This window comes from Pseudonocardia charpentierae, assembly GCF_031845345.1.
GTDB lineage: Bacteria > Actinomycetota > Actinomycetes > Mycobacteriales > Pseudonocardiaceae > Pseudonocardia > Pseudonocardia charpentierae.
In genome coordinates, this window is sequence record NZ_JAVREJ010000002.1 from 251,766 (window position 1) to 278,401 (window position 26,636).

General features: G+C 72.8%; 23 protein-coding genes. 20 read left to right on the forward strand and 3 right to left on the reverse strand.

Annotated features, from left to right (window positions below; translation table 11 throughout):
* Positions 1 to 125 precede the first annotated feature (125 nt).
* Both RM445_RS04225 and RM445_RS04230 read left to right on the forward strand, forming a co-directional pair.
* Positions 126 to 3,470: an error-prone DNA polymerase gene (locus RM445_RS04225; RefSeq protein WP_311554659.1), complete on the forward strand. Its 3,345-nt coding sequence runs from the start codon at positions 126 to 128 to the stop codon at positions 3,468 to 3,470.
* 102 nt (positions 3,471 to 3,572) lie between these two features.
* Positions 3,573 to 4,142 (forward strand): pentapeptide repeat-containing protein, encoded by a 570-nt coding sequence (locus RM445_RS04230; protein WP_311554914.1) that lies wholly within the window; start codon positions 3,573 to 3,575, stop codon positions 4,140 to 4,142.
* Positions 4,143 to 4,145: 3 nt separating this feature from the next.
* On the opposite strand, the gene RM445_RS04235 is transcribed toward RM445_RS04230, so the two are convergent.
* Entirely contained in the window at positions 4,146 to 4,904 is a 759-nt protein-coding gene (locus tag RM445_RS04235; protein ID WP_311554660.1) for an SDR family NAD(P)-dependent oxidoreductase, read from the reverse strand.
* Between the two features lie 108 nt (positions 4,905 to 5,012).
* On the opposite strand from RM445_RS04235, the gene RM445_RS04240 reads away from it, so the two are divergent.
* From RM445_RS04240 to ppdK, 7 genes are all read left to right on the forward strand, one after another.
* On the forward strand, positions 5,013 to 5,315 hold the full coding sequence (locus tag RM445_RS04240) for a DUF3017 domain-containing protein (RefSeq protein ID WP_311554662.1): 303 nt from the start codon (positions 5,013 to 5,015) through the stop codon (positions 5,313 to 5,315).
* A gap of 81 nt (positions 5,316 to 5,396) precedes the next feature.
* On the forward strand, positions 5,397 to 6,611 hold the full coding sequence (locus RM445_RS04245; protein ID WP_311554663.1) for an NADP-dependent isocitrate dehydrogenase: 1,215 nt from the start codon (positions 5,397 to 5,399) through the stop codon (positions 6,609 to 6,611).
* Between the two features lie 105 nt (positions 6,612 to 6,716).
* Complete coding sequence (locus RM445_RS04250) at positions 6,717 to 7,073, forward strand: SH3 domain-containing protein (protein WP_311554664.1); 357 nt, start codon at positions 6,717 to 6,719, stop codon at positions 7,071 to 7,073.
* Positions 7,074 to 7,108: 35 nt separating this feature from the next.
* Positions 7,109 to 7,597: a YbaK/EbsC family protein gene (locus tag RM445_RS04255; protein WP_311554665.1), complete on the forward strand. Its 489-nt coding sequence runs from the start codon at positions 7,109 to 7,111 to the stop codon at positions 7,595 to 7,597.
* 147 nt (positions 7,598 to 7,744) lie between these two features.
* Positions 7,745 to 8,134, forward strand: a complete 390-nt coding sequence (locus RM445_RS04260) for a hypothetical protein (RefSeq protein ID WP_311554666.1) — start codon at positions 7,745 to 7,747, stop codon at positions 8,132 to 8,134.
* An 84-nt stretch (positions 8,135 to 8,218) separates the two neighbouring features.
* Positions 8,219 to 8,794 (forward strand): GNAT family N-acetyltransferase, encoded by a 576-nt coding sequence (locus RM445_RS04265; RefSeq protein ID WP_311554667.1) that lies wholly within the window; start codon positions 8,219 to 8,221, stop codon positions 8,792 to 8,794.
* 121 nt (positions 8,795 to 8,915) lie between these two features.
* Positions 8,916 to 11,663 (forward strand): pyruvate, phosphate dikinase, encoded by a 2,748-nt coding sequence (ppdK, locus tag RM445_RS04270; RefSeq protein WP_311554668.1) that lies wholly within the window; start codon positions 8,916 to 8,918, stop codon positions 11,661 to 11,663.
* Between the two features lie 9 nt (positions 11,664 to 11,672).
* Here the strand turns inward: ppdK and RM445_RS04275 are convergent, their stop codons facing one another.
* Complete coding sequence (locus tag RM445_RS04275; protein WP_311554669.1) at positions 11,673 to 12,587, reverse strand: alpha/beta hydrolase family esterase; 915 nt, start codon at positions 12,585 to 12,587, stop codon at positions 11,673 to 11,675.
* 112 nt (positions 12,588 to 12,699) lie between these two features.
* On the opposite strand from RM445_RS04275, the gene RM445_RS04280 reads away from it, so the two are divergent.
* The 5 genes from RM445_RS04280 to yhjD all read left to right on the forward strand — a co-directional run bounded on the left by RM445_RS04280 (position 12,700) and on the right by yhjD (position 18,308).
* Positions 12,700 to 15,330: a bifunctional FO biosynthesis protein CofGH gene (locus tag RM445_RS04280; RefSeq protein WP_311554670.1), complete on the forward strand. Its 2,631-nt coding sequence runs from the start codon at positions 12,700 to 12,702 to the stop codon at positions 15,328 to 15,330.
* 201 nt (positions 15,331 to 15,531) lie between these two features.
* Positions 15,532 to 15,786, forward strand: a complete 255-nt coding sequence (locus RM445_RS04285; protein WP_311554671.1) for a hypothetical protein — start codon at positions 15,532 to 15,534, stop codon at positions 15,784 to 15,786.
* A 41-nt stretch (positions 15,787 to 15,827) separates the two neighbouring features.
* On the forward strand, positions 15,828 to 16,019 hold the full coding sequence (locus tag RM445_RS04290) for a hypothetical protein (RefSeq protein ID WP_311554672.1): 192 nt from the start codon (positions 15,828 to 15,830) through the stop codon (positions 16,017 to 16,019).
* Between the two features lie 149 nt (positions 16,020 to 16,168).
* Entirely contained in the window at positions 16,169 to 17,194 is a 1,026-nt protein-coding gene (gene trpS, locus RM445_RS04295) for a tryptophan--tRNA ligase (RefSeq protein ID WP_311554673.1), read from the forward strand.
* Between the two features lie 10 nt (positions 17,195 to 17,204).
* Positions 17,205 to 18,308 (forward strand): inner membrane protein YhjD, encoded by a 1,104-nt coding sequence (gene yhjD / locus RM445_RS04300; protein WP_311554674.1) that lies wholly within the window; start codon positions 17,205 to 17,207, stop codon positions 18,306 to 18,308.
* A gap of 9 nt (positions 18,309 to 18,317) precedes the next feature.
* Here the strand turns inward: yhjD and RM445_RS04305 are convergent, their stop codons facing one another.
* The gene (locus RM445_RS04305) at positions 18,318 to 19,577 is read right to left on the reverse strand and encodes a D-alanyl-D-alanine carboxypeptidase family protein (RefSeq protein ID WP_311554675.1); all 1,260 of its coding nucleotides are present in this window, start codon (positions 19,575 to 19,577) and stop codon (positions 18,318 to 18,320) included.
* A 184-nt stretch (positions 19,578 to 19,761) separates the two neighbouring features.
* Between RM445_RS04305 and RM445_RS04310 the strand changes: the two genes are divergently transcribed.
* From RM445_RS04310 to RM445_RS04335, 6 genes are read left to right on the forward strand one after another with little or no spacing between them, the layout of a single operon-like run.
* Positions 19,762 to 20,916: a BMP family lipoprotein gene (locus RM445_RS04310; RefSeq protein ID WP_311554676.1), complete on the forward strand. Its 1,155-nt coding sequence runs from the start codon at positions 19,762 to 19,764 to the stop codon at positions 20,914 to 20,916.
* Positions 20,917 to 20,953: 37 nt separating this feature from the next.
* A complete protein-coding gene (locus tag RM445_RS04315) occupies positions 20,954 to 22,501 on the forward strand; it encodes an ABC transporter ATP-binding protein (RefSeq protein WP_311554677.1) in 1,548 nt (515 codons plus the stop codon).
* On the forward strand, positions 22,498 to 23,616 hold the full coding sequence (locus RM445_RS04320; protein ID WP_311554678.1) for an ABC transporter permease: 1,119 nt from the start codon (positions 22,498 to 22,500) through the stop codon (positions 23,614 to 23,616). Before RM445_RS04315 ends, RM445_RS04320 begins: the two co-directional genes overlap by 4 nt.
* Positions 23,613 to 24,872: an ABC transporter permease gene (locus RM445_RS04325; protein ID WP_397469221.1), complete on the forward strand. Its 1,260-nt coding sequence runs from the start codon at positions 23,613 to 23,615 to the stop codon at positions 24,870 to 24,872. The genes RM445_RS04320 and RM445_RS04325 overlap by 4 nt, the downstream gene beginning before the upstream one ends.
* Complete coding sequence (locus RM445_RS04330; RefSeq protein WP_397469222.1) at positions 24,865 to 25,299, forward strand: cytidine deaminase; 435 nt, start codon at positions 24,865 to 24,867, stop codon at positions 25,297 to 25,299. The genes RM445_RS04325 and RM445_RS04330 overlap by 8 nt, the downstream gene beginning before the upstream one ends.
* The gene (locus RM445_RS04335; protein WP_311554680.1) at positions 25,296 to 26,573 is read left to right on the forward strand and encodes a thymidine phosphorylase; all 1,278 of its coding nucleotides are present in this window, start codon (positions 25,296 to 25,298) and stop codon (positions 26,571 to 26,573) included. Before RM445_RS04330 ends, RM445_RS04335 begins: the two co-directional genes overlap by 4 nt.
* Positions 26,574 to 26,636 lie beyond the last annotated feature (63 nt).

The following is a 26,636-nucleotide window of genomic DNA, read 5'->3' on the forward strand; positions in this document are numbered from 1 at the left end:
GCCTGCGCCCGCAGGGACGGCGGGTCCGTGTCGGTCCGGGGCGGGTTGTGCGGCCGTGGGTCGGGCTGTGGACAACTCCTGTTCGACCCAGAGATTCGAACGTCTGTTCGAGTAGAGTCCCGGGCATGGGGTTGAGCAATCCTGACGTGCCGTGGTCCGAGCTGGAGGCCGCGCTCTCCGGTCGTACCGGCTCGAGTCTGTCGGGTGGTGCGGAGGCCGACGGGGGCGATTCGCCGGCCTGGTCGCGCAAGCGGGAGCCGTACCGGCGCACCGACCTCCCCGCGCCCGCCCCGGGACCGCGCGTGCCGTACGCCGAGCTGCACTGCCACTCGAACTTCAGCTTCCTGGACGGTGCGAGCCATCCCGAAGAGCTGGTCGAGCAGGCCGCACGCCTGGGCCTGGAGGCGCTCGCGCTCACCGACCACGACGGCATGTACGGCGTGGTCCGGTTCGCCGAGGCCGCCGCCGAGCTGAACATCGGCACCGTCTTCGGCGCGGAGCTGTCGCTGGGCCTCACCGCGCCTCAGAACGGAGTGGCCGATCCCGAGGGCAGTCACCTGCTCCTGCTCGCCCGCGATCCCGACGGCTACCGGGGGCTCTGCCGCACGATCAGCACCGCCCAACTCGCCGGGCAGGAGAAGGGGCGTCCGGTCTACGACCTCGAGGAGGTCGTCGCCGACACGGACGGGCACGTGCTCGTGCTCACCGGCTGCCGCAAGGGCGCGGTGCGGCAGGCGCTCGAGCGGGGCGGCCGTGCGGCGGCAGCCGCTGCGCTCCGCGGCCTGGTCGAGCGGTTCGGGTCGGACGCCGTCGCGGTCGAGCTCTCCTACGGAGCGCTGCCCACGGACGCCGAGGTCAACGACGCCCTGGCCGCCCTCGCCGCCGACGCCGGGCTGCCCACGGTCGCCAGCACAGCCGCGCACTACGCCGTACCGGAGCGGTTCCCGCTGGCCACGGCCCTGGCGGCGGTGCGGGCCCGGCGCAGTCTGGACGACGCCGACGGGTGGCTGCCGCCCGCGGGCACCGCGTACCTGCGGTCGGGTGCGGAGATGGCGGCCCGGTTCGACGCGCGCCATCCCGGGGCGGTGGCGCGCGCGGCGGAGTTCGGCGCGGCGTGCGCGTTCGCGATCGACCTGGTCGCTCCGGACCTACCCCCGTTCGAGACCCCGCCGAACCGCACGGAGGCCCAGTGGCTGCGCGAGCTCACCCGGCGCGGGGTGCAGGAGCGCTACGGCAGCTACACCGAGAATCCCGAGGCCGTCACCACGGTGGAGCGGGAGCTGGAGGTCATCGAGGCCCGGAACTTCCCCGGCTACTTCCTGATCGTGCACGACATCGTGGCCTTCTGCCGCGCGTCGGGCATCCTCTGCCAGGGCCGAGGCTCGGCGGCGAACTCCGCGGTCTGCTACGCGCTCGGGATCACGAACGTCGACGCGGTGGCGCACGGCCTGCTGTTCGAGCGGTTCCTGTCCCCGGCCCGCGACGGCTACCCGGACATCGATCTCGACATCGAGTCGGGACGTCGCGAGGAGGTCATCCAGTACGTCTACAGCCGCTACGGGCGCGACCGGGCGGCGCAGGTGGCGAACGTGATCAGCTACCGGCCCCGGTCGGCGGTGCGCGACGTCGCGAAGGCGCTGGGTTTCTCGCCGGGCCAGCAGGACGCGTGGAGCAAGCAGATCGAGCGCTGGCACGGGATCGGGGGCAACGGCATGGAGGGCGGGGAGGTCCAGGGCATGCCCGAGCAGGTCGGGGAGCTGGCGAACCAGCTCCTCGGCTTCCCCCGCCACCTCGGCATCCACTCCGGCGGCATGGTCATCTGCGACCGCCCGGTGGCGGAGGTGGTCCCGGTCGAGTGGGCCCGCATGGACGGCCGCACGGTGGTGCAGTGGGACAAGGACGACTGCGCGGCGGCCGGGCTGGTGAAGTTCGACCTGCTCGGGCTGGGCATGCTCACCGCGCTGCACCTGATGATCGACCTGGTTGCGGAGCACCACGGCCGCCGCCTCGAGCTGCACGAGCTGCAGCCGGTCGATCCCGAGGTCTACGCGATGCTCGCGCGGGCCGATTCGGTCGGGGTGTTCCAGGTCGAGTCACGGGCGCAGATGGCCACCCTCCCGCGGCTGCGTCCGCGGAAGTTCTACGACCTGGTCGTCGAGGTCGCGCTGATCCGGCCGGGCCCGATCCAGGGCGGTTCGGTGCATCCCTACATCCGGCGGCGCAACAAGCTGGAGGAGTGGGACTACGAGCACCCGCTGCTGGAGAACGCCCTGCGCAAGACCCTCGGGGTGCCGCTGTTCCAGGAGCAGCTCATGCAGGTCGCGATCGACGTCGCGGGGTTCTCCCCGGCCGACGCCGACGAACTGCGCCGGGCGATGGGATCGAAGCGCTCGACCGAGCGGATGGAGCGGCTGCGCGGGCGGTTCTACGCCGGGATGGCGGTCAACGGGATCGAGGGCGCGCTGGCCGACAAGATCTTCGACCGGATGCTGGCGTTCGCGAACTTCGGCTTCCCGGAGAGCCACTCGATCAGCTTCGCGTCGCTGGTCTACTACAGCGCCTGGTTCAAGCTCTACCACCCCTCGGCGTTCTGCGCGGCGCTGCTCAACGCCCAGCCGATGGGTTTCTACTCGCCGCAGTCGTTGGTGGCCGACGCCCGCAGGCACGGGGTCCGGGTGCGCGGCCCGGACGTCAATCTCGGTGGGGCCCGGGCCGTGCTGCAACCGGACGCGCACAGCACCGGCGGGCACGCGGTCCGGCTGGGGATGACCGACATCCGCAACGTCGGGGAGAAGCTCGCCGAGCGGATCGAGGCGGAGCGCGCAGCGAACGGTCCCTATCGGGACCTGGCCGACCTGGCCCGCCGCGTCCGCCTCACGGTCCCCCAGGCCGAGGCGCTGGCCACGGCCGGGGCGCTCGGGTCGTTCGGCGTGGACCGGCGCGCGGCGCTGTGGGCGGCGGGGGTGGTCGCCGCGGTGCGGCCGGACCAGTTGCCGGGCACCGCCGTCGGTCTCGACGCACCCGCGCTGCCGGGGATGACCGACGCCGAGCTCACCGTCGCCGACGTGTGGGCCACCGGGGTCTCGCCGGACAGCCATCCGATCGTGCACCTGCGCGAGCGGCTGGACCGGTTCGGGGCGATCTCGATCGACCGTCTCGACGCCGTGGGCCTGGCCGCGGGCCCGGACGCCCCGCCGCGGGTGCTGGTCGGCGGCCTGGTCACCCACCGGCAGCGGCCCGCCACGGCCGGCGGGGTCACGTTCCTCAACCTGGAAGACGAGACCGGCATGCTCAACGTCACCTGCTCGGAGGGGTTGTGGCTGCGCTACCGGAAGGTGGCGCTGGGCAGCGCCGCGCTGCTGGTGCGCGGCCGGCTGGAACGCAGCGAGGAGGGGGTGCTGAACCTGGTGGCGGACCGGCTGGCGCGGTTGGTGCTCGCGGTGCCGGTGAAGTCGCGTGACTTCCGCTGAAGCGCGCCTGGCAGGCTCGGCGACGTGCCCGACCGTCCTGCCGACATCGAGACCCTGCTCGCCGACGACACCGAGTACGCCGACCTCGACCTCTCCGATCTCGTGCTCGACGGCCCCGCGGCGTGTGGTCGGACGTGGAGCGGGCGCCGGTTCGTCGACTGCACCTTCCACGACGCGGACCTGCGCGGGCTCGTCACGGAGCGGTGCACCTTCGACGGCTGCGCATTCCGCGGCGCGGACCTCGGCGAGTCGGCACACCGGGGGAGCGCCTTCCGGTCGTGCACGTTCGAGCGCACCACCTTGAGCGACGCGAGTTTCGCCGGGTGTTCGCTGCTCGGCAGCACCGTGCGCGACAGCCGGGTACGCCCGCTGACGCTCACCGACTCCGACCTCACGCTGGCCGCGCTGGGCGGAGTCGACCTGCGCCGCACCGACCTGTCCGGTCTGCGGATGCGAGAGGTGAACCTCGTCGACGCGGACCTGCGCGAGGCCGACCTGCGTGGCACGGACCTCGGCGGTGCCCGTCTGCACGGCACCCGGTTCGACGGGGCGGACCTGCGCGGGGCGCGGCTCGACGCCGACGCACTCCGCGGGGCACAGCTCGCGGGCACGACCGTCGACATCGAGACCGCGCTCGCCTTCGCCGCCGCCCACGGCCTGCGGATCGGGTGACCATTACCGCGGGCCCATACGCAGCGCGCCGTCCATCCGGATCGTCTCGCCGTTGAGGTAGTCGTGGGCGGCGATCATCAGCACCAGCCGGGCGTACTCGTCGGGTCGGGCGAGCCGCTGCGGGAACGGCACGCTCGCCGCGAGCCCCGCCCGCACCTCGTCGGACATCCCCGCCATCATCGGCGTGTCGACGATCCCCGGCGCGATCGCGACCACCCGGATCCCGTGCTGCGCGAGGTCGCGGGCGGCGGTCACCGTCATCCCGGCGACGCCGGCCTTCGACGCGGCGTAGGCGACCTGGCCGATCTGGGCCTCGAACGCCGCGATCGAGGCGGTGTTGACGATCACCCCGCGCTGCCCGTCGGTGTCCGCCGGGAGCCGGCTCATCGCGTCGGCGGCGAGCCGCAGCACGTTGAACGTCCCGACGAGGTTGACCCCGACGACCGTCCGGAACAGGTCGAGGTCGTGCGGGCCGCGCCGGGACACGATCCGGGCCGACGGTGCGATGCCCGCGCAGTTGACCGCCAGCCGCAGCTGCTGCCCGTCATCGTCGATCCGGGCCAGCGACTCACGCACCCCGGACTCCTCGGTGACGTCGGCCGGAAGCAGCGTCACGCCGTCGGGGGCGGTCGTGCCCGCCACCGCCTTCTCCAGGTCCAGCCCGTAGACGGTGACGCCGCGCGCGGCGAGCGCGGCGGCGGTGGCGGCGCCGAGCCCCGACGCGGCCCCGGTGACCAGCGCGGCCGAACCTGCGATCTCCATGACTCTCCGGACGCGTCGGTGGGTGGGACGGACGGCGCGCATGCTCCCACGCCTGTGCCGGCGTGCGCGGCCGTGACGGTGCGCCGGGGCGGCTGCGAGAATGACCGCGTGACATCCGCGCCGCGCTCGCTGCGTTCCCGGCTGCCGGTCGAGTGGCCGATGATCGTCGTGCTGGCCGTCGCGGTCGTCGGCCTGCTGCGCGTGGCGACCGCACACTGGCGCGAGGGCTCGGTGACGCTCGGCGCCGCCCTGCTGATCGCCGCCGCGCTGCGCGCCGCACTGCCACCGGACCGCGCGGGCCTGCTCGCGATCCGCAGCAAGGTCCTCGACATCCTCGCCTACTCGGGACTGGGCCTCGCGGTGGTCCTGCTCGCCGTGACGATCACTCGGGGCTCATTGACCGTGGGGTGACGAAGCCCGCTCCGCCCGGCGCTGTCGGACCCCGTCAGTAGGCTCCGTCTCGAGCAGCAGCGGAGCGAGCGGAGGGCCGACATGGCGAAGATCAAGGTCGAGGGCACCGTCGTCGAGCTCGACGGCGACGAGATGACCCGGATCATCTGGCAGTTCATCAAGGACAAGCTGATCCACCCGTACCTCGACGTGAACCTGGAGTACTACGACCTCGGCATCGAGGCGCGCGACAAGACGGACGACCAGATCACCGTCGACGCCGCGAACGCGATCAAGAAGCACGGCGTGGGTGTGAAGTGCGCAACGATCACCCCGGACGAGGCCCGCGTCGAGGAGTTCGGTCTCAAGCGGATGTACCGCTCCCCGAACGGGACGATCCGCAACATCCTCGGCGGCGTGATCTTCCGCGAGCCGATCATCATCTCCAACATCCCGCGCCTGGTGCCGCACTGGACGCAGCCGATCGTCGTCGGCCGTCACGCGTACGGCGACCAGTACCGCGCCACCGACTTCCGGTTCCCGGGCGAGGGCACCCTGACGATCACGTTCACCCCGAAGGACGGGTCGGCGCCCATCGAGCACGAGGTGTTCCAGGCCCCCGGCCCCGGCGTCGCGCTGTCGATGTACAACCTCGACGCGTCGATCCGCGACTTCGCGCGGGCCTCGCTGAACTACGGCCTCAACCGCGAGTACCCGGTCTACCTGTCCACGAAGAACACGATCCTCAAGGCCTACGACGGCCGCTTCAAGGACCTGTTCGAGGAGATCTTCGAGTCGGAGTTCAAGGACCGGTTCGAGGCCAAGGGCCTCACCTACGAGCACCGCCTGATCGACGACATGGTCGCCGCCGCGCTCAAGTGGGAGGGCGGCTACGTCTGGGCCTGCAAGAACTACGACGGCGACGTGCAGTCCGACATCGTCGCGCAGGGCTTCGGGTCGCTGGGCCTCATGACCAGCGTGCTGATGACCCCGGACGGCCGCACCGTCGAGGCGGAGGCCGCGCACGGCACCGTCACCCGGCACTACCGCCAGCACCAGGCCGGCAAGCCGACCTCGACGAACCCGATCGCGTCGATCTACGCCTGGACCCGCGGGCTCGCGCACCGCGGCAAGCTGGACAACACGCCCGAGGTGACGGCCTTCGCAAACAAGCTCGAGGACGTCGTCATCAAGACCGTCGAGAGCGGCAAGATGACCAAGGACCTCGCGCTGCTGATCGACAAGGACGCGCCCTTCCTCACCACCGAGGACTTCCTGGCCACCCTGGACGAGAACCTCAAGACCGCCAACGGCTGACGGCCGGGCGGGGCGGTACGCCGCCCCGCCCCGTCTCTACTTCACGCAGCTGTGGCCGGTCGGCTACCGTCGGAGGTCGACCCTGCGTCCGGGAGGCGAAGCGGCATGGCGGCGAAGTGGACGGCCTCCCTCAAGAAGCCGTGGCAGATCCGGGGGTGGGGGCTCGTCTTCATCAGCGGGATCGTCCTCACGATCCTCGCGATGCTCGACGCCCCGGCCGACAACAGCACCAGCGCGATCCGCACGGCGGACGGGTCCACCGGCTGCCAGCTGCGGGTCTCCGCCGCCGAGTTGCGCGTGCGGTCGGCCCCGAGCACGGACGCCGCCCAGGTCGAGGTGCTCTCCGAGGGCGCGGTCGTCGACGGCACGACCACCGTCACCGGCGGGTTCCGTGAGCTGGAGGGCGACCGCTGGGCCGCCGACCAGTTCCTCACCCCGATGCCGGGCACGAACTGCGGGTAGCGAACCCGCTTGACCGGGCGTGGTCTGATGCGGGGATGACCGGTTCCACCCACCGCAACGTCGACCTGGTTCTCGCCCACCTGCGTGCCGGAGGTGCGGCGCCGCGGGCCCTCGACGGCCTGCAGGTGCTGCCCGATGCCGTGACGACCGCTGCGGCGGCCGCCGCCGCTCTCGGCGTCGAGGTCGGACAGATCGCCAACTCGCTGGTGTTCGACGCCGACGGCGCTCCGCTGCTCGTCCTCACGTCCGGGGCGCACCGGGTGGACACCGGGAAGATCGCTGCCCTGGTCGGGGCCGGGCGGGTACGCCGGGCGTCCCCGGACTTCGTGCGTGCCGCGACGGGCCAGTCGATCGGCGGTGTGGCGCCCGTCGGGCATCCCGCGCCGTTGCGCACGCTGGTCGACCGGGACCTGGCGCAGTACCCCGAGATCTGGGCGGCCGGCGGCATCCCGCACGCCGTCTTCCCGACGACGTTCACCGAGTTGGTCGCGGTCACCGGCGGTGAGCCCGCGGACGTTGCATGAGCCGCCCTCGGAGTTGAACTGCTTACCATCCTTAGCAATATGCCGATTTGATAACTATAGTTAACTAAAGCCGCGAGGAGCGACACCGAGGACATCCTGTTCACGGCTGCCCGTCCGGGCGACAAGCACACCCTTGGAGGTGGCGGCATGACCCTGCCTGAGCCGCTGCGCGCGTCCGCGCAGCACATCGGACTTCTTCACGACAAGATCGGACTACTGCACGACAAGCGGCACCGACTGGTGGACGCTCTGGTGTCCGCCGAGCTGCAGTTCCTGGCCGCCCTCAGCCGCGAGTGCGAGGCCGGCGAGACGAGCTGGGCCCAGCTGCGCGATGCCTACGCGACCCTGTCGGCCGGCAAGCTTCGCGGCCTGCGCGCGCGCTGGATGAACGCAATAGGAATCAGTCCCGAGAAGGTCATCGCGAACGCCAAGGCGGAAGCCGCCCGGCGGGCGCAGAGGGCCAGGCCGGCACCGGCCCCAGCGTCACGGCGGGCGCCGCCCGCCCGCCGAGTAGCGCGGCGCGCCCGTGCTGCGTGATGACGTCCCGGAGTTCGGGCGCCCGAGTCGGTGACCGGACCGCTCCGGGTTGACCCACCGAGCCGCTCTCGCTTGGCTCGTCGGATGACCTTCGACACCCGTCCCGTCACACCGGACCGGGTCGACGACTTCGTCGCGGTCGTGAACCCCAACCGGCGCGCGAGCCACTGCTGGTGCCTGTCGCACCGGCTGACCGCCGGCGAGATCACGGAGCTCGGTGGCGGGAGCCGCGAGGAGGCGTTCCGTGCACTGTGCGGCCGGGAGAACCCGCCGGGAGTGATCGGGTACGCCGACGGCGAGCCGGTGGGCTGGTGCAGCGTCGGCCCGCGGTCGGAGAACACGCGGCTGAGCCGGTCGCGGTTGATACGACCGCTCGACGACCTGCCCGTGTGGAGCATCATCTGCGTCGTCATCCGGGGCGGTCACCGCAAGCGCGGGTACACGACGCCCCTGATCGACGGCGCGGTCGCCCACGCCGCATCGCGGGGCGCGCCCGCCGTCGAGAGCTATCCGGTCGACCCGGGATCGGGGCGGATCGACCTGACGATGGCGTTCGTCGGCACGCGGGCGATGTTCGAGAAGGCCGGGTTCGAGGTGGCGGGGAGCACGGACGCCGTCGCGAGCAAGCTCCCGCGCCTGGTGATGCGCCGGATGTTGTGACTGAGCTCTCGTTCACCGTTGCTCCGCGCCCTAGGCTGATCGCGCAGCAGTACGGAGCGCGGCTGGGGCAGCGCTCCCGGGTCTTGTCATCGTCGCCACTTCAGAGCTGCGGGGTCGTCTCATGCCGAAGTACGTGTTCGAGTTCACCGAGGGCGGTAAGGACGAGAAGGACCTGTTGGGGGGTAAGGGCGCGAACCTGGCGGAGATGACGCGGTTGGGGTTGCCGGTGCCGCCGGGGTTCACGGTGACGACTGAGGCGTGTCGGCGGTATCTGGTTGATGGCGCGGTGCCGCCGGAGTTGCGGGTGCAGGTGACTCGGGCGTTGCGCGCGTTGGAGGACCGGATCGGGCGGCAGTTGGGGGATCCGGAGGATCCGCTGCTGGTGTCGGTGCGTTCGGGGGCGAAGTTCTCGATGCCGGGGATGATGGAGACCGTTCTCAACGTCGGGTTGAACGATGCCTCGGTGCACGGGTTGACCCAGATCTCGGGTGATGCGCGGTTCGCCCGCGACTCCTACCGGCGCCTGATCGCCATGTTCGGCAGGACGGTGCTCGACATCGAGGGTGCGCTGTTCGCCGACGCGATGGACGACCTGAAGAAGGACCGAGGCATCACCGACGACGTCGACCTGACCGCTGACGACCTCGACGAGCTGATCGACTCGTACAAGAAGATCGTGCAGGAGCAGACGGGCAGGCCGTTCCCGCAGCACCCGCGCGAGCAGCTCGACCTGGCGATGAAGGCGGTGTTCGACTCGTGGAACACCGAGCGGGCGCGGCTGTACCGGCGCCGCGAGCGGATCCCGAACGACCTGGGCACCGCGGTGAACGTGTGCACGATGGTGTTCGGCAACCTGGGCGGCGACTCCGGCACCGGTGTCTGCTTCACCCGCGACCCGGCGTCGGGCAAGCAGGGCCACTACGGCGACTACCTGCCCAACGCCCAGGGTGAGGACGTCGTCGCCGGCATCCGCAACACCCTGACCCTCGACGACATGGCCGAGCGCGACCCGGCGTCGGCGCGGCAGCTGTTCGGCGTGATGCGCCGCCTGGAGACCCACTACCGGGACCTGTGCGACATCGAGTTCACCGTCGAGCGCGGCAAGCTGTGGATGCTGCAGACCCGCGTGGGGAAGCGGACGGCCGGGGCGGCGTTCCGGATCGCCGCGCAGCTCGTCGACGAGCAGCTGATCACGCTGGACGAGGCGTTGACCCGGGTGACCGGCGAGCAGCTGGCCCGGCTGATGTTCCCCCAGTTCGACCCGGCGGCGGAGAAGAAGCTGCTGGCCAAGGGGCTTGCGGCGTCGCCGGGCGCGGCGGTGGGGGCGGCGGTGTTCGACTCGGCAGTGGCCGTCAAGCGGCACGCGGCGGGGGAGTCGGTCGTTTTGGTGCGCCGGGAGACCAACCCGGACGACCTCGAGGGCATGATCGCCGCGAACGGGGTGTTGACCAGCCGCGGCGGCAAGACCAGCCACGCGGCAGTGGTCGCCCGCGGCATGGGTCGGACGTGCGTCTGCGGCGCCGAGGCGATCGACGTGGACGTCCGCACCCGCACGGCGCGGGTGGGGGACGTCGTGATCAACGAGGGCGACGTCATCGCCATCGACGGGACGACCGGCGAGGTGTTCCTGGGCGACGTACCGGTGGTGACCTCGCCGGTGGTCGACTACCTGGAGCACGGCCTGGACGCCACGCTCGCCGGCGCCGACGGCGGCGGGAACGGGGCCGGCCTCGACGAGGAGACCGCCGACCTCGTGCGCGCGGTCGACACGATCCTCACCCACGCCGACGCGGCCCGGCGGCTGCGGGTGCGGGCCAACGCCGACACCGCCGACGACGCCGCCCGCGCCCGCCGGCTCGGCGCGCAGGGCATCGGGTTGTGCCGCACCGAGCACATGTTCCTCGGCGACCGCCGCGTGCTGATCGAGCGGCTGGTCCTCGCCGACTCGGCCGAGGTGCGCGACGCGGCCCTGGAGGCCCTGGTTCCGCTGCAGCGGGGCGACTTCGTCGAGTTGTTCGAGGCGATGGACGGGCTGCCGGTGACGGTGCGGCTGCTCGACCCGCCGCTGCACGAGTTCCTGCCCGACCGCACCGAGCTGGCAGTCAAGGTGGCCGTCGCGCGCGAGCGCGGTGAGGACACCGCCCACGACGACAAGCTGCTGGCCGCCGTTGAGCGCCTGCACGAGTCCAACCCGATGCTCGGGCTGCGCGGTGTCCGATTGGGGCTGACGATCCCGGGCCTGTTCGCGATGCAGGTGCGCGCGGCCGCCGAGGCGGCGGCGGATCGGATCACCGCGGGCGGGAACCCGCAGGTGGAGATCATGGTGCCGCTGGTCGGGTCGGTGATGGAGCTGCACCTGATCCGCGACCAGGCCGACACGGTGCTCGCCGAGGTCGCCGCGCAGCGGGGGGTGCGCCTCGACATCCCGATCGGCACCATGATCGAGCTGCCGCGTGCCGCGCTCACGGCGGGCCGGATCGCCGAGGCCGCGGACTTCTTCTCCTTCGGCACCAACGACCTCACCCAGACCGCGTGGGGGTTCTCCCGCGACGACGTGGAGGCGGCGTTCTTCGCCCACTACCTCGACGTCGGGGTGTTCACGGTGTCGCCGTTCGAGACCCTCGACGCCATCGGGGTCGGGCGGCTGGTCCGCATCGCCACCGAGGAGGGCCGCGCCGCCCGGCCCGGGTTGAAGATCGGGGTGTGCGGCGAGCACGGCGGTGATCCCGAGTCGGTGCACTTCTTCCACGACGTCGGCCTCGACTACGTCTCGTGCAGTCCCTTCCGCGTCCCGGTCACCCGCCTGGAAGCCGGACGGGCCGCCATCGCCGAGGACGACACCGCCGAGGGGCTCGCCGGGCCGCGCTGAGCAGCGGGGTCACCCCTGCAGGTGCGCCCACAGGAAGCCGGTCGCGTCCAGTGGCCCGGTCGTCGTCCCCGCCGCGGGGCCGGCGCCGGGCCACACGTGGGTGAACCCGTCGACGACGTCGCTCACCACGGCATGCCCGTCGCAGGAGCGGTCGTCGACCCGGGCGGGGGCGGCGACGGCCTGCACTCCGGTGGCCGGGCAGGCGGCGGCGGTCCGGAACGGGGCCAGCGAGGCGTCGAACGAGCGGAAGTCGACGCCGGAAGGCCCCCGGCCGCCCTCGAACGGCACCCGCTCGTCGCGCGTCCCGTGCACCGCCACCACCGTCAACGGCGCCGGGGCGGGACAGTCGACGGTCAGGGCACCCGCGACGGGCCCGATCCCGGCGAGCGCGCCCGGCCGGGCGCAGGCCCACGCGTAGCTCATCATCGCGCCGTTGGAGAACCCCACCGCGTACACGGCGCCGACGCCGTCGTCCCGCCGGAGCGTCGCGACCAGCTCGTCGAGAAAGCCCACGTCGTCGACCTTCCGGTCGCGGGCCGAGCCGCAGCACCGCCCCGCGTTCCAGGTGTGGTCGAGCCCGTCCGGGTAGGCCACCACGAGTCGCTCGCGGTCGGCCAGCGCGTCCCAGCCCAGCTTCGCGCGCATGTCGCGGGCGGTGCCACGGGCGCCGTGCAGCACCACGACCAGCGGAGCTCCGGGCGCGGCCGACGCCGCCCGGTGCACGATCGCGCTGCGGTCGCCGTCCGGGGTGTGCAGCGTGACCGTCCGCGTGCCCGGCGGCGCCGGAGGTGCCACGACCGCCGCGGCGCAGCCCGCGAGGCAGAGCAGCAGCGCGATCGACAACGGCCACGTCACGCGCCGTCGGTGGCGCTGCTGCGGTTCGGCGCCGCGCGCGGGCCGGAATGCCGCGCGAAGTCCGCGCATGACGCCATGGTGGCCCGCCCGGCGACCCTTGCCCATCCCACAACCGGCTTGCGTGACCGAGGCGATGATCAGCCGGACGCGGACCGTCGGTGGGCCGACATAAGGTGCAGTCATGGCCGACAAGCCGATCCCCCCGCCGCCCGCGACCCCCGGGGCGGTTTCGTCCGGAACGTCACCGTCCGCTGCCACCCCCTCTGCCTCGGCGCTGCGCCGGGCACTGCGCCGGGTCCGCGACGGGGTTGCACTCGACGTCACCGAGGCGTCCGTCCTGCTCGCCGCCCGGGGCGAACAGCTCGACGAGCTGCTCGCCGCGGCCGGCCGCGTGCGCGACGCCGGCCTGGTCGACGCGGGCCGCCCGGGCGTCGTCACCTACTCCCGCAAGGTGTTCATCCCGCTCACCCGGCTCTGTCGCGATCGCTGCCACTACTGCACCTTCGTCACCGTCCCGCACCGGCTGCCCGCGGCCTTCCTCGAGCGCGACGAGGTCCTGGAGATCGCCCGCGCCGGCGCGGCGGCAGGCTGCAAGGAAGCGCTGTTCACGCTCGGCGACCGGCCCGAGGAGCGCTGGCCGGCCGCACGCGAGTGGCTCGAGGCCCGCGGCTACCACTCCACCTTGGAGTACGTGCGCGCCTGCGCGATCGCCGTGCTCGAGGAGACCGGGCTGCTCCCGCACCTCAACCCCGGCGTCATGAGCTGGGAGGAGCTCACGCGGCTCAAGCCGGTCGCGCCGAGCATGGGGATGATGCTCGAGACCACGGCCACGCGGCTGTGGAGCGAGCCCGGAGGCCCGCACTTCGGCAGCCCGGACAAGGAGCCCGCCGTCCGGGTGCGCACGCTCACCGACGCCGGGCGCGTCGGCGTGCCCTTCACCACCGGCATCCTGATCGGCATCGGGGAGACGCGCGTCGAGCGGGCCGAGGCGCTGTTCGCGATCCGCGCGGCGGCGCGGGCCGCCGGGCACGTCCAGGAGACGATCGTCCAGAACTTCCGGGCGAAGCCGGACACCGCCATGGCGAACGATCCGGACGCCGACCTCGACGACCTCGCCGCCACGATCGCCGTCGCCCGACTGGTGCTCGGGCCGAAGATGCGGCTGCAGGCGCCGCCGAACCTCGTCGGCGACGAGTTCGGGCTCATGCTCCGCGCCGGTATCGACGACTGGGGCGGCGTCTCGCCGGTGACGGCGGACCACGTGAACCCCGAACGTCCCTGGCCGGCCATCGACGAGCTGGCCGCACGGTCGGCCGAGGCCGGGTTCACGCTCCAGGAACGGCTAACGGTGTACCCGCGGTACGTGCGGGCGGGCTCGCCCTGGATCGACACCCGGCTGCAGGCGCACGTGGCCGCGCTCGCCGACCCCGAGACCGGCCTCGCGCGCGTGGACGCCGTCCCGGAGGGCCGCCCGTGGCAGGAGCCGGACGGCGGGTTCGCCTCCACCGGCCGGGTCGACCTCAACGAGAGCATCGACACCACCGGCCGCACCCTGGATCGCCGCGGCGACTTCGCGTCGGTCTACGGCGACTGGGACTCGCTCCGCGAGCAGCTCGACGCCACGCGGCAGGGTGCACCCGTGCGGTTGGACGCCGACGTCCGTGCCGGGCTCGCCCTCGCGTCGTCCGATCCCGCCGCTCTGCTCGACCCCGCGAACACGGACGCCGCGATGGCGCTGATCCTCGCCGAGGGCGCCGCGCTCGAGGAGATGGCGAAGGCGGCCGACGACCTGCGCCGCGACGTCGTCGGCGACGAAGTGACCTACGTCGTCAACCGCAACATCAACTTCTCGAACGTCTGCTACGTGGGCTGCCGGTTCTGCGCGTTCGCGCAGCGCGAGCGCGACGCCGACGCGTTCCGGCTGTCGCTCGACGAGGTCGCCGCCCGGGCCGTCGAGGCGGCGCAGGCGGGCGCCACCGAGGTGTGCATGCAGGGCGGGATCGACCCGCAGCTGCCCGTCACGTTCTACGCGGACCTGGTGCGGGCCGTCCGCGCCGCCGTCCCCGGCATGCACGTCCACGCGTTCTCGCCGATGGAGATCGTCTCCGCGGCGGCCAAGGCCGGGGTGTCGATCGAGGAGTGGCTCACCGAGCTGCGCGACGCCGGGCTCGGCTCGATCCCCGGCACGGCGGCGGAGATCCTCGACGACGAGGTCCGCTGGGTGCTCACCAAGGGCAAGCTGCCGGCCGCGCAGTGGGTGGACGTGGTGTCGACCGCGCACCGGCTCGGCATCCCGTCGAGCTCCACGATGATGTACGGCCACGTCGACGAGCCGCGGCACTGGCTCGGGCACCTCCGCACGCTGGCCGGGATCCAGGACGAGACAGGCGGCTTCACCGAGTTCGTGCCGCTGCCGTTCGTGCACCACAACGCGCCGATCTACCTGGCCGGGCTGGCCCGGCCGGGGCCCACCGAGCGCGACAACCGTGCGGTGCACGCCTTCGCCCGGCTGGCCCTGCACGGGCGGATCGACCACGTGCAGGTCTCGTGGGTCAAGCTCGGCGACGAGCTCGCGGCGGACGTCCTGCGCGGCGGTGCGGACGACATGGGCGGCACGCTCATGGAGGAGACGATCAGCCGGATGGCGGGCTCGGAGAACGGGTCGGCGCGCACGGTCACCGAGCTGGCGGCGATCGCCAGCGCGGCGGGCCGGCCCGTGCGCCAGCGCAGCACCACGTACCGGGAGCCGGTCGCGCGCCTGGAGCCGGCGGCCGCGGCGCGGCCCCGCCTGCTACCGCTGCACACGGCCTGATGTCGAGGTCCCGGCCGCCGCTGGTCACCCCGGGATGACCAGCGGCGGGGACGCTTCCCCGGCCGGTGTGTCGCGAGGCGTCGCCCCGGTCTGGTTCGCGGTGGTTGCGGCGACCTGGGCCAGCCTCGCGCTCGGCTGGTTCTTCGAGCTCCCGCTCTACTCCTGGCTCTGGGTCGCCGCCTGGCCCGTGCTGGGCGGGTTGTGGGTGGTCGCGGTGACGGCGACCCTGGTCGTGGTGGGCCGGCTGGTCGTGCGGCGGTCCTGGCCGGCGAGCTCGCGCGGGTCGGCGGGGTCGGCGACCGCGCCGTGCTGCTCGCGCCGGCCTACGTCGGCATCCCGGACGGTGCGGCCGGCTTCGCCCGCATCCCGCCCGGGCGCCCGGAGGTGATCGACGGCTTCGGCGACCCGCTCACGCCCCGCTTCCCGCTCGGCGACGACTGGTGGTGGGTGGCCTGAGCCGGTGCGGCAGGCTCCGCGCCGCGCGTAGCGTGGCCGGCATGGGTGTCCTCGGCGAGATGTTCCCGTCGCGCAAGCTGCGGTCCGAGGCGGGCGAGGCCGGCGACGGCCAGGGCTGGCGCCTCGGACCGATCGACCTCGACTCGGGTGTGGTCGAGGTGCACCGGGCCGAGCCCGAGCAGGCCGACGACGCGGACGTCGCGGGCCCACCGCGGGCTCCTCGCGCGGAGTAGCCCACCGTCCTCGCAGAACGGCGTACCTCCTCGCAGAGGCGATCGCCCCTGCGCCGACGACGGGACCTCTGCGGAGCGGCCTGTGCCTGTGCGAGGACGACGGCCGGGACCCGGGGGAATCGGGTCGCCGGGGGCGGGACAATGGGGCCATGAGCACGCCGACCGACCGTCGACCGCGGGTCCTGTCCGGTATCCAGCCGACCGCCGACTCCTTCCACCTCGGCAACTACCTCGGCGCGGTCCGGCAGTGGGTGGCCCTGCAGGACGACCACGACGCGTTCTACTTCGTCCCGGACCTGCACGCGATCACGGTCGACCACGACCCGAAGACCCTCGCCGCCCGCACGCGCAACGCCGCGGCGCAGCTCCTCGCGCTGGGGCTCGATCCGGACCGGTGCACGCTCTTCGTCCAGTCGCACGTGCCCGAGCACGCGCAGCTGGAGTGGGTGCTCGGCTGCATCACCGGGTTCGGCGAGGCGAGCCGGATGACCCAGTTCAAGGACAAGACCGTCAAGCAGGGCACGGAACGGGCCACGGTCGGGCTGTTCACCTACCCGATCCTGATGGCCGCCGACGTCCTGCTCTACCAGGCCGACCGCGTCCCGGTCGGCGAGGACCAGCGCCAGCACCTGGAGCTCACCCGCGACCTGGCGCAGCGGTTCAACACCCGCTTCGGGAAGGCGTTCGTGGTGCCGGAGCCCTACATCCCCGTGGGCGCGGCGAAGATCCAGGACCTCCAGGACCCCACGGCGAAGATGAGCAAGTCGGCGTCGAGCCCCGGCGGGATCGTCGAGCTGCTCGACGACCCGAAGGTCTCGGCCAGGAAGATCCGCTCGGCCGTCACCGACACCGAGCGGGAGATCCGCTACGACCCGGCGGCCAAGCCCGGGATCTCGAACCTCCTGGTGATCTACTCGGCACTGAGCGGGCGGAAGATCGCCGAGATCGAGGGCGAGTACGTCGGCCGCGGCTACGGCGACCTCAAGAAGGACCTCGCCGCCGTCGTCGCGGACTTCGTGTCGCCGCTGCGGGAACGGGTACGGGCATATCTGGACGACCCGGCCGAGCTCGACCGCATTCTCGCGCGGGGGGCCGAGCGGGCTCGCGGCGTGGCTGCGTCGACGCTCGCCACCGTCCACGAGAAGATCGGGTTCCTGCCGCCCGCACACCCCTGAGGAGTACGCCGTGACCGCTGTATCGGACCGGGCCGAGGCCGATCGGGCCGCGTCCGAACGGGTCGCCGCGGAGGTCCGTGCCGGAGAGCAGAAGGACGGCGACGCCAAGCCGACCAAGCTCGAGCAGTTCCGGGCCCGCTACGCGTGGCTGGACCACCTGGTCCGGGCCGGCGCCCGCTACACCGACCACCACGGTGACCACTACGCGGCAGCGATCACGTTCTTCTCGATCCTGTCGCTGGTACCGCTGCTGATGATCGCGTTCGCCGTCGCCGGCTACGTGCTGTTCTTCAACCCGGCCCTGCTGGACGAGATCCGCCAGGCGATCAATGCAGCCCTGCCGCCCAACCTGGCCGAGACGGTCAACCCGATCATCGACCAGGCCATCGCGCAACGGAACACGGTGGCCGGTTTCGGCCTGCTCACCGCGCTGTACTCGGGCATCGGGTGGATGACGAACCTGCGGGAGGCGCTCTCGGAGCAGTGGGCGCAGTCGCCGGAGCCGCCCGCGATGCCCAAGCGCCTGCTGTTCGACCTGCTCGCGCTGTTCGGCCTCGGCATCGCGCTCGTCGGCTCGTTCGCGATCACCGGCCTCGCGTCGGGCTTCGCGGCCACGGTGCTGGAGTTCGTCGGCCTCGGCGACCAGGGCTGGGCGCAGTTCCTGCTGGGCCTGCTCGGGATCGTGCTGGGCCTCGTCGCGAACTTCCTGGTGTTCCTCTGGGTCATCGCCCGGCTGCCGCGCCAGCACACGCCGATCCGCAGCGCGGTCAGGGCCGCGGTCCTCGGGGCGGTCGGCTTCGAGATCCTCAAGCAGGTCATGACCGTCTACCTGAGCAGCGTGACGAGCTCGCCGAGCGGCGCTGTGTTCGGGTCGCTGCTCGGTCTGCTCGTGTTCGTCAACTTCGTGTCGCGCTTCATCCTGTTCGTGACGGCGTGGGCGGCGACGGCTCCGGGCGTCGAGAAGGAGGCCCCGGCCCCGATCCCGGCGCCTGCGGTGATCCGACCCGAGGTCGTCGTGCGGTCGGGCCCGAACAACGCGACGACCGTCGGCCTGCTCGGCATGGGCGCCGTCACCGCACTGCTCGGCCTCCGCGCCTTCGGCCGCCGCCGCTGAACTGCCCGCTCACGGGCGGCGATGGCGGGCCGACGGGTCGGAGGCAGGGCGTTGTCGGCGGCGGCCGCGGGTCACGGCAACGGCGAGCAGCAGACCCGCCACCGCCGCGCCCGCGGCACCGACGATCGTCGCGGTTCCGCCGGGCACCAGTACGCCGCCGGGGAGGCTCACGCCCTGGGCCACCGGGCCGGTGAACGTGCCGGACGGGCTCGACGTGCCCGCGGAGGCCGTCGGCGGGGGCGGCGCGGCGTCCACCACCGTCCCCACGCTCGGGGCGTCCGCCGGCAGCGCGAACCCGTAGTCGAGCAAGGCCGCGGCCTGGCGCCAGTTCACGATCGGGGTGTTCTCGGCCCGCACCAGCGACACCACCAGCCGCCGCCCGTTGCGCTCCGCCGCCGCGACGATCGTGTGCCGCGCGGCGTCGGTGAAGCCGGTCTTGCTGCCCAGCGTGCCGGGGTAGCGGGCGAGCAGCGGGTTGGCGTTCGACAGCACGAACCCGGGCCGGTCGCCGTACCCGGGGAACGGGATCTCGCGCGTCGCGATGGTCTGGGCGAACAGCGGCTCACCCATCGCGTGCCGGAACAGCACCACGAGGTCGTAGGCCGACGTCGCCATGCCCGGCCCGTCGAGTCCGGACGGGGTGGCCGGTCGCGTGTCGAGCGCACCGAGCTGCTGTGCCTTCTCGGTCATCGCCGCCACGGTCGGTGCGTCGCCGCCCATCGCCCGGGCCAGCGCCTGAGCCGTGTCGTTGCCGGAGTTGAGCAGCAGGCCCGTCAGCAGCTGCCGGACCGTGTACGTGCCGCCGGGCCCGATCCCGGCCCGGCTGCCGTCGATCGAGAGGTCTTCCGGGGCGCCGGCCACCTGGGCTTCGGGATCGAGCCGGTCGATCGCGACCATGGCGGTGAGCACCTTGAGCGTCGACGCCGGGCGTTGACGCGCGTGCGGGGCGCGGGCGGCGAGCACCGCGCCGGTGTCGAGGTCGGCCAGGACGAAGCCCGCGGCGGTCACCTCAGGGGGCAGGGCCGGGTCGCCGGGCCCGAGGACGTCGCCGCAGGCGCCGAGCGCGGCACCACCTACTGGAGCCAACGGCCACGGCAAGGGGGCCGGGACGACGACGCCCGGAGCGGTCTCCTCGACCGCGGCCGGAGGAGGTGGCACCTGCGCGCCCGGGCACCCCGCGTCGGCGGCCGCCGGTGACACGCCGAGCAGCATCGGGAGCACCGCGAGGAGAACGGCGGCCAGGGCTGTCGGGATCCGCGCCACTGCCACGCCTCGCAGTCTCGCCGGGCCGCGTTCAGTTCACAACGCGGACCGGTCGACGACGCGGGCGCGGACAAGCCGACGATTCGGTCACGGCTCTCGCGCCGATCCTGTGGATGTCGGTGGTCTCGGCTACGTTCCCGTCGTCTGCCGGACCCGAGTGGCGGGTCGGCCGGAGCGGAAGGCGCGTGACGTGCGGACTAGACGAGGCTTCGCGCTGGCGGCTGCGGTGCTGTCCAGTGCCCTGGTGGTGACGGGTTGTGCCCGCGACACCGGCACGCCCTCGGCCGGCGGGGGCGCGACGGCCGGCGGCACGCAGTGCACGCGCAACGCCGCCCCGGCAGCCGCAGGCGCGGCCGCCAGTACGGCCCCCGCGGCCGCGAAGTCGGACGCGTCGGGGCTCAAGGTCGGGCTCGCCTACGACATCGGCGGACGGGGCGACCAGTCGTTCAACGACGCCGCCGCGGCCGGCCTTGAGCGTGCGATCAACGAGCTCAACCTGGTCAAGGAGAACACCCGCGAGCTGTCGGCGGCCCCGAACGAGAGCGAAGACGCCGCGGCCACCCGGTTGCGCCAGCTCGTCTCAGACGGGTTCAACCCGATCGTCGCGGTCGGCTTCAAGTACGCCACCGCCACCCAGACCGTCGCCGCCGAGAACCCGCAGGTGAACTTCGCGATCGTGGACGACAACACGGTGGACCTGCCGAACGTCACGCCGCTCGTGTTCGCCGAGGAGCAGGGTTCGTTCCTGGTCGGCGCCGCGGCGGCCCTGAAGACCACGGCCTGCAAGATCGGCTTCGTGGGCGGGGTCGAGACGCCCCTGATCCAGAAGTTCGAGGCGGGCTACGAGGCGGGCGCCAAGGCCGTCGCACCGGACATCCAGATCGACGCCAAGTACCTCACGCCGGCAGGCGACTTCACCGGCTTCAACGACCCCGCGAAGGCGACGGAGGTGACGCGCGGCCAGCTCGACGGCGGCGCGGACGTGATCTACCACGCCTCCGGTGCCTCCGGTAAGGGTGTGTTCGAGGCCGTCTCCGCGGCCAGCACCGCGCAGGCTCCGAAGTGGGCGATCGGCGTCGACTCGGACCAGGCGAAGACGGCCACGCCGCCGACGGACGAGCGGATCCTCACCTCGATGCTCAAGCGCGTGGACGTCGCGGTGTACGACTACATCAACGCCTCCGCCGCGGGCGACCGGTCGACGTTGCCGAAGGTCTTCGACCTGAAGGTGGACGGCGTGGGCTACGCCACCACCGGCGACCACGTCGCGGACATCGCCCCGCAGCTCGACGCCTACAAGGCGTCGATCATCAGCGGTCAGGTCACGGTGCCCAGCACGCCGTAGCGGCGGGGCGGGGACCGACGGGGGCGCCGGGGGAGGCATGACGGAGTCGACAGCGGCGGACGGCGACGGGTACGCCGTCGAGCTGGTCGGGATCACCAAGCGGTTCCCCGGCGTCGTCGCGAACGACGACATCCACCTGCAGGTGCGCCACGGCGAGGTGCACGCGCTGTGCGGGGAGAACGGCGCCGGCAAGTCGACGCTGATGAAGATCCTCTACGGCATGCAGCGGCCGGACGAGGGCACGATCCGGGTCGACGGGGCCGATGTGGCGTTCCGTTCGCCGGCCGACGCGATCCGGGCCGGCATCGGGATGGTGCACCAGCACTTCATGCTCGCCGACAACCTCACGGTCGCCGAGAACGTGCTGCTCGGCGCCGAGGCCTCGCACGGCATCGGCGCCCGGGCCCGCGCCCGGATCGGCGAGCTGGCCCGGGTCGTCGGCCTGCGCACCGAGCCGGGCGTGCTGCTGGAGCGCCTGGGTGTGGCGGACCGGCAGCGCGTGGAGATCCTCAAGGTGCTCTACCGGGGCGCGCGCACCGTGATCCTGGACGAGCCGACGGCCGTCCTCGTCCCGCAGGAGGTCGACGAGCTGTTCGCCACCCTGCGCGGCATGAAGGCCGAGGGCTACACGTTCCTGTTCATCTCGCACAAGCTGGACGAGGTGCGCGCGATCGCGGACAGCATCACGGTGATCCGCCGGGGCACGAGTGTGGGCACCGCGGACCCGCGCACCGTCACCAGTCGCGAGCTGGCGGAGATGATGGTCGGCAGCGAGCTGCCGGACCCCGGCACGCGCGAGTCCACGGTCACGGACCGGGAGGTGCTGCGCGTCGAGGGCCTCACGCTGGCCGCGGAGGCGGGGCGTCCGCTGCTGGCGGACGTCGACCTGGTGGTGCACGCGGGCGAGGTGCTCGGCATCGCCGGGGTCGAGGGCAACGGCCAGACGGAGCTCGTCGAGACGATCATGGGGATGCGGCACGCCGGTGCGGGGCGGGTCGTGCTGGCGGGCAAGGACGTGAGCCGCGCGAGCACGCTGGCCCGCCGCGAGGCCGGGATCGGCTACGTCCCCGAAGACCGCACCCGCCACGGGCTGCTCGCCTCGCAGCCGCTGTGGGCGAACCGCATCCTCGGCTACCAGACCCGGCCCCCGGTGGCGCGGCCCGGTCGGCTGGGGCTGCTGGACCTGCCCGCGGCGCGCCGCGACACCGAGCGCATCGTCGCCGAGTTCGACGTGCGCACCCCGGGCGTCGACGTGCCCGCCGCCGCGCTCTCGGGCGGCAACCAGCAGAAGCTCGTCGTCGGCCGCGAACTCTCGGGCGACCCCGTGCTGCTCATCGCGTCGCACCCCACCCGCGGCGTGGACGTGGGCGCCCAGGCCGGCATCTGGGAGGAGCTGCGCAAGGCCCGGGCCGCCGGCCTCGCGGTGCTCCTGATCAGCGCGGACCTGGACGAGCTGATCGGGCTGTCCGACTCCATCGCGGTGATCCTGCGCGGGCGCCTGGTGGCGACGGCGGACCCGGCGACGGTCACGCCCGAGGAGCTGGGCGCCGCGATGACCGGGGCGGACGGGGAGGCGGCCTCGTGAACCGGGTCCGCACCGTCCTGCTCCCGCCCGCCCTCGCGGTGCTCTTCGCGGCGCTGCTGTGCGCGGTCGCCCTGCTGGTCAGCGGCGACAACCCGCTCACCGCGCTGGCCGTGATGATCACGCAGGTCGGTGAGGGCACCACGGCGGTCGACATCGTCAACAGCGCGGCCGTGTACTACCTCGCCGCGCTCGCCGTGGCCATCGGCTTCCAGATGAAGCTGTTCAACATCGGCATCGAGGGCCAGTACCGGCTGGCCGCCTGCGTCGCCGCGATCGTCGGCGGGGCCGTCGCGCTGCCGCCGGTGCTGCACACCCTGGTGATACTGCTGGTCGGCGCGCTCACCGGTGCGGCGTGGGCCGGGATCGCGGCACTGCTCAAGGCCTACCGCGGGGTCAGCGAGGTCATCTCGACGATCATGCTGAACTTCGTGGCGACGGGTCTGATCGCCTTCCTGATCAGCACCGACGCGTTCGGGGTGCTGCGCGGCAACAACATCTCCACCCAGCCGATCGCCCCGAGCGGCCAGGTGCCCGGGATCCCGCTCGGCGACTTCGGCCGGATCTTCGGCCTGATCTTCCTGTCGGCGGCGCTCGGGGTGGCGTACTGGTTCCTGCTCGAACGCACGCGCTTCGGCTTCGACCTCAAGGCCTCCGGCGAGTCGCCCACCGCGGCGGCGGCAGGCGGGGTGAACTCACGGCGCATGGTGATCATCGCGCTGCTCCTGTCCGGCGCCGTCGCCGGCCTGGTGGGGCTGCCCGAGCTGCTCGGCCGCGACCTCGCCTACACGCTCAACTCCCCGACGGGCTACGGCTTCACCGGCATCGCGATCGCGCTGCTGGGCCGCAACCACCCCGTCGGGATCGCCATCGGGGCGCTGCTCTGGGCGTTCCTCGACAAGTCCGCGCTGGCCCTGGACAACGTGGGCGTGCCGCGCGAGATCGTGCTGATCATGCAGGGATCGATCGTGCTGTCCGTGGTCGTGGCCTACGAGATCGTCCGGCGCTACGAGCTGGCCGCCGAGCAGCGGCGGGTCGCCGCGCAGCTGCGCGCCCGTGCCGCGGAGCCGGCCGGAGTCGGATCAGCCGGGGCCGGATCGACGGGGGCCGGGTCGTGACGGCGGTGGCGGAGCGGAAAGCACCGACCGGGCCGCTGCGGGGCCGGCGCCTACCCGGATGGGCGCGCTCGGCGCTCGTGGTGGCGATCGGGATCGCGATCCTGGCGGTCACCGTGACCCTGACCGGCCAGGTGCAGCTGACGTCGAGCGGCACCGCCCAGGCGGCGGTCCGGCTGCTGCTGCCGATCCTGCTCGCCGGACTCGGCGGGCTGTGGTCCGAGCGCGCCGGCGTGGTCAACATCGGGCTCGAGGGCATGATGATCCTCGGCACCTGGGGTGCGGCGTGGGCCGGCTACCAGTGGGGACCGTGGGCGGCGCTGCTGGGCGGGATCGTCTTCGGTGCGCTGGGCGGGCTGCTGCACGCCGTCGCCACGGTGACGTTCGCCGTCAACCACATCGTGTCCGGCGTCGCGATCACGCTGCTCGGCCTGGGCGTCACGAAGTACCTGGCGTCGCTGGTGTTCGTGCCGATCACCAGCAACCCGCGCGAATCTCCTCGGGTCGAGGGGTTCACCGAGTTCTCGATCCCGGGCCTGTCCCAGGGTGCGGCCGCGCTGGAGGACCAGCAGCGGGTGGTCGTCTCGGACGTCGCGGGCCTGCTCGGGGGGCTCGTCACGGACCTGACCCCGCTGGTCGTGATCGGGTTCGCGCTCGTCCCGATCAGCTACTACCTGCTCTGGCACACCCGGTTCGGGCTGCGACTGCGCTCGTGCGGCGAGAACCCGGTGGCCGCCGAGTCGCTCGGCGTGAACGTCTACCGGTACAAGTACTTCGGTGTGCTGATCTCCGGCGGGCTGGCCGGGCTCGGCGGGGCCGCGCTGGTGCTGAACCCGGGGCAGCTGGGCTACCTGGAGGGCCAGACCGGCGGCCGCGGCTACATCGGCCTCGCGGCGATGATCTTCGGCAACTGGCGCCCCGCAGGGCTGCTCGCCGGCTCGGCGCTGTTCGGCTACGTCGACGGGTTGCAGCTGCGCGCCGGCGGGGAGGCGGTGCACGCTCTGCTCTACACCGCCACGCTGATCGCCGTGGTCGTCGCGGTGTACTGGGTCGCCCGGCGCGCCTGGGTGCCCGCTGCCGTCGCGCTGGGAGCCGGCGTGGTCGTGTACGCGGTCTACTGGTCGATCGACACCGTCCCGCGGGAGTTCGCGTCGTACGCCCCGCAGCTGGTGACGCTGGTGGTGCTCGCCGTCGCCGCGCAGTACCTGCGTCCCCCAGCGACGGCGGGCGAGGAGTACCGGAGAGGCGAAGGTGACTGAGTCGAGCACCGCATCGATCACCGCGCCGGACTGGGACGCGCTGCGCGCCACCGCGGTCCGGGCGGCGTCGGCGGCGTACTGCCCGTACTCCGGCCTGCAGGTCGGCGCCGCCGCCATGTGCGACGACGGCAGGGTCGTCAGCGGGTGCAACGTCGAGAACGCCTCGTACGGCCTCGGTCTGTGCGCCGAGTGCACCCTGGTCGGGCAGCTACGGCTCACCGGGGGTGGTCGGCTCACGGCCGTCGCCTGCCGGTCCGGAACGGGAGAGCTGCTGATGCCGTGCGGGCGGTGCCGGCAGGTGCTCTACGAGTTCGGCGGGCCGGACTGCCTGCTCGACACCCCGCGCGGGGTGGTGCCGCTCTCCGAGGTGCTGCCCGACGCGTTCGGACCGGACGACCTGCCGACGGGCCCGGGGGCACCCGCATGATCAGTGCAGTCGACGTCATCCGCGCGAAGCGGGACCGCGAGCGCCTCACGGACGAGCAGATCGACTGGGTCGTCGCCGCGTACACCCGCGGCGACGTCGCGGACGAGCAGATGGCGGCGCTCGCCATGGCGATCCTGCTCAACGGCATGGATCCCGGCGAGGTCGCCCGCTGGACCGCCGCGATGATCGACTCAGGGGAGCGGCTCGCCCTGCCGGACGTCGGCAGGCCGCTGGTGGACAAGCACTCCACCGGCGGGGTGGGCGACAAGATCACTCTGCCGCTCGCCCCGCTGGTGGCGGCGTGCGGAGCGGCGGTGCCGCAGCTGTCCGGGCGCGGGCTGGGGCACACGGGCGGCACGCTGGACAAGCTGGAGTCCATCCCCGGCTGGCGCGCGGAGCTCTCCCTGGACGAGATCGCGGCCCAGCTCGCCGACGTCGGTGCGGTGATCTGTGCGACCACGCCGACACTGGCGCCTGCCGACCGCAAGCTCTACGCGCTGCGCGACGTCACCGGCACCGTCGAGTCGATCCCGCTGATCGCCAGCTCGATCATGAGCAAGAAGATCGCCGAGGGGACGGACGGCCTGGTGCTCGACGTGAAGTCGGGCTCGGGCGCCTTCATGAAGACCGCGGAGCAGGCCCGCGAGCTGGCCGCGGCGATGGTCGACATCGGCACGGCGCACGGACTGCGCACCACGGCGGTGCTCACCGACATGTCCGTGCCGCTGGGCCGGGCGGTGGGCAACGCGCTGGAGGTGGCCGAGTCGGTCGAGGTTCTCCGCGGCGGCGGCCCCCCGGACGTGGTGACCCTGACCGTCGTCCTGGCCGAGGAGATGCTGGCGCTGGCCGGGATCGACGCCGACCCCGCGAAGGTGCTCGCGTCGGGAGCGGCCTACCCCGTGTGGGAGGCGATGATCGCCGCGCAGGGTGGCGATCCGTCGGCACCGCTACCGGTGGCGACGCACGTCGAGGAGCTGCGGGCGGAGCGCGCAGGGATGATCGGGCGGTGCGACGCGTTGGCGGTCGGTCTCGCGGCCTGGCGGCTCGGAGCCGGCCGGGCGCGCAAGGAACACGCCGTGCAGGCGGCGGCGGGGGTGCGGCTGCTCGTCGGTCTCGGCGACACCGTCGAGGCCGGTCAGCCTCTGCTGGAGCTGCACACGGACACGCCGGACGCCGTACCGGGCGCGCTCGCCGCGCTGGACGGCGGCGTGGTGGTGGTCGACGGCCCGGCTCCGTGGCGCCCCGCGCTCATCGGCGACACTCTGCGTCCCTGACGCCGAAAACGGACGAGCGGCACGTTCGTCGGAACCTATCCGACGGCTGTGCCGCTCGTCCGC

Coding starts and splice junctions, on each gene's coding strand:
- RM445_RS04260 (WP_311554666.1), top strand. CDS start 7,745: ATGACCCTGCCTGAGCCGCTGCGCGCGTCCGCGCAGCACATCGGACTT.
- RM445_RS04255 (WP_311554665.1), top strand. CDS start 7,109: ATGACCGGTTCCACCCACCGCAACGTCGACCTGGTTCTCGCCCACCTG.
- RM445_RS04245 (WP_311554663.1), top strand. CDS start 5,397: ATGGCGAAGATCAAGGTCGAGGGCACCGTCGTCGAGCTCGACGGCGAC.
- RM445_RS04335 (WP_311554680.1), top strand. CDS start 25,296: ATGATCAGTGCAGTCGACGTCATCCGCGCGAAGCGGGACCGCGAGCGC.
- RM445_RS04315 (WP_311554677.1), top strand. CDS start 20,954: ATGACGGAGTCGACAGCGGCGGACGGCGACGGGTACGCCGTCGAGCTG.
- RM445_RS04275 (WP_311554669.1), bottom strand. CDS start 12,587: ATGCGCGGACTTCGCGCGGCATTCCGGCCCGCGCGCGGCGCCGAACCG.
- RM445_RS04235 (WP_311554660.1), bottom strand. CDS start 4,904: ATGGAGATCGCAGGTTCGGCCGCGCTGGTCACCGGGGCCGCGTCGGGG.
- RM445_RS04250 (WP_311554664.1), top strand. CDS start 6,717: ATGGCGGCGAAGTGGACGGCCTCCCTCAAGAAGCCGTGGCAGATCCGG.
- RM445_RS04225 (WP_311554659.1), top strand. CDS start 126: ATGGGGTTGAGCAATCCTGACGTGCCGTGGTCCGAGCTGGAGGCCGCG.
- RM445_RS04265 (WP_311554667.1), top strand. CDS start 8,219: ATGACCTTCGACACCCGTCCCGTCACACCGGACCGGGTCGACGACTTC.
- RM445_RS04290 (WP_311554672.1), top strand. CDS start 15,828: ATGGGTGTCCTCGGCGAGATGTTCCCGTCGCGCAAGCTGCGGTCCGAG.
- RM445_RS04280 (WP_311554670.1), top strand. CDS start 12,700: ATGGCCGACAAGCCGATCCCCCCGCCGCCCGCGACCCCCGGGGCGGTT.
- ppdK (WP_311554668.1), top strand. CDS start 8,916: ATGCCGAAGTACGTGTTCGAGTTCACCGAGGGCGGTAAGGACGAGAAG.
- trpS (WP_311554673.1), top strand. CDS start 16,169: ATGAGCACGCCGACCGACCGTCGACCGCGGGTCCTGTCCGGTATCCAG.